The organism is Kitasatospora sp. NPDC056531, assembly GCF_042794375.1.
GTDB lineage: Bacteria > Actinomycetota > Actinomycetes > Streptomycetales > Streptomycetaceae > Kitasatospora.
The window spans coordinates 1-2,623 of sequence record NZ_JBHTTU010000276.1; the positions used below are offsets into that span (position 1 = coordinate 1).

A 2,623-nucleotide genomic window follows, 5' to 3' on the forward strand; every position below is an offset into this window, starting at 1 on the left:
GGATGCCGTGGTGGTGGACGAGGTGGCGGGCGATGAGGGAGCCGAGCATGCCGGTGGCGCCGGTGATGAGTGCGGTACCGGACCGGTCCAGCGGCTGGGGGATCGTCAGGACGACCTTCCCGGTGAGCTTGGCCTGGCTCAGGTTGCGGAAGGCCTCCCGGGCCTGTCGCACGTCCCACACGGTGATCGGCGGATGCTGGAGCTTCCCCTGGCGGAACAGGTCCATCACCTCGCGCAGCATCTCCTGCGTCCGGTCCGGACCGGCATCCTGGATGTCGTACACCCGGTAGTCGACGCCGGCGTGGACGGCGGCGACCTCGGCGGGGTCGCGCTTGTCGGTCTTGCCCATCTCCAGGAAGCGACCGCCGCGCGGCAGCAGGCGCAGGCCCGCGTCCACGAACTCCCCGGCCAGGCAGTCGAGGACCACGTCCATGCCCCGGCCGCCGGTGGCCGTCAGGAACTGCTCCTCGAACTCCACCGTGCGGGAGTTGGCGATCCGGTCCGGAGCCACCCCGTTGGCGCGGACCGCCTTCCACTTGCCGGGGCTCGCCGTGCCGTAGACCTCGGCGCCCAGGTGCCGCGCGAGCTGGACGGCGGCCGTGCCGACGCCGCCGGCGGCGGCGTGGATCAGCACCGACTCCCCGGCCTGCAGACCGCCGAGGTCCACCAGGCCGTAGTACGCGGTGAGATAGGTGATCGGTAGGGCCGCGCCCTGCTCGAAGGTCCAGTCGTCCGGCATCCGGGTGAGCCACCTGTGGTCGGTGACCGCCATCGGTCCGAACGACGTCGGGCACAGTCCCAGCACCCGGTCGCCCACCGCGACGTTGTGCACGCCTTCGCCGACCTCCAGCACGACGCCGGAGGCCTCGCCGCCGATGCCGTTCTGTCCCTCCACGACGCCGAGGGCCACGATCACGTCACGGAAGTTCAGGCCTGCGGCCCGGACGGAGATCCGCACCTGACCAGGTGCCAGCGGCTCCAGGACCTCGGGGTACGGCACGAGTTCGAGGCTTTCGAGGACGCCGGGAAGCGCGGTGTCGAGTCGCCAGGGAGCTTCCCCCGCGGGCGGCTGGAGCGAGGGATGGGCACTCATCCGGGCGAGGCGCGGCGCCAGGAGCTTGCCCTGCCGGACTGCCAGACGCGGTTCGGTGGCGCCCAGCACGGCCGGGAACACGGTGGTGGTGGCCGGGTCCCGGTCGGTGTCCACGAGGGTGATGCGTCCGGGGAACTCGCTCTGCACCGAGCCGATCAGGCCCCACAGGGCGGAGGCGGCGAGATCGGTGACGTCCTCGTGGTCGTCGACGGCCACCGCCCCGTTGGTGGCGAGCACCAGGTGGGTGGTCGTGAACCGGTCATCGGCCAGCCAGGACCGCACGAACTCCAGGGTGCGCTCGGTCGCTTCGTGGGCGGCGGCGGCGATGTCCGGACCCGAACCGCCGAGCAAGAAGGCGACCACGGCGGCCCCGGCCGGTACTGCTTCCCCAGCGTCCGGCGCGAAGAGCCCGGACGGATCGGCCACGGTCCCGACGGCTCCCGCGGAGAGCCCCAGCGGATCCGGACCGACCACCACGAAGGCGGACGGACCGCCGGCCGGAGTGCCGGTCACCGGCGTCCAGTCCAGCCAGAACAGCGAGTCGTCCTGGGAGGCCGACGGCTTGGTCGCCAGCTGGCCGTCCGTTACCTCGCGCACCACCAGTGAGTCGACACTGATCACCGGCCGGCCGGCGTCATCGCTCGCACTGACCGCGAAGGACGAAGGGCCGGTGGGCGTCAGCCGGACGCGCACCGCGCTGGCTCCCGCCGCGTGAAGGACGCAGCCGGTCCAGTTGAACGGCAGCCGGACGCCTTCGGACTCCTGCTCGGCGAAGGCCAGCGCGTGCAACGTGGCGTCCAGGAGCGCCGGGTGCGCTCCGAAGCGGTCGGCTTCGGTCCGGTGGTCCTCGGGGAGCCTGATTTCGGCGTAGACCTCGGCACCGAGCTTCCACGCGGCCTGGACGCCCTGGAAGGTGGGCCCGTAGTGGTAACCGACGTCCAGCAGGTCGCTGTAGAGGGTCGAGACGTCGACGGCGGTGGCTCCGGGCGGCGGCCACTCGGCCGTCCGCTCCGGATCGGCGGGGCGCTGGCCGGTCAGGACACCTGCCGCGTGCTGGACCCACGCCCCGTCACCGATGCGCCCGTGCACGGTCAGTGTCCGTCGGCCGGCCTCGTCGGTCGGATTGACCCGGACCTGGAGGGTCATCGTCGTCCGCTGCTCGGCGGCCATGGTGAGCGGTGCGAGCAGGGTGAGCTCCGAGACGTACGGCGTTTCTGTCTCCTGCGCCGCCTTGAGCGCCAGTTCGAGGAAGGCGGTGCCGGGCAGGAGGACGGTGCCGTTCACGGCGTGGTCGGCGAGCCAGGGGTGCGTGGGCAGCGAGATGCGGCCGGTGAAGAGGAGGGTGTCGTCGTCGGGTAGTGCCGTGACCGAGGTGAGCAGCGGATGGTCGACGGGGGTGAAGCCGGCCGCCGCCGGATTGGCCTTCGGCGTGTGGTGGAGCCAGTAGTGCTGGTGTTGGAAGGGGTAGGTGGGGAGGGGGGTGGGGGTGGTGGGGTGGTTGGTCCAGGTGACGGGGATGCCGTTGGTGTG

At 71.9% G+C, this 2,623-nt stretch carries 1 protein-coding gene; it reads right to left on the reverse strand.

The window, feature by feature from the left end:
- A partial coding sequence (locus ACFQ87_RS45520; RefSeq protein ID WP_380616931.1) for a polyketide synthase dehydratase domain-containing protein occupies nt 1-2,623 on the reverse strand: 2,623 nt, incomplete at both ends.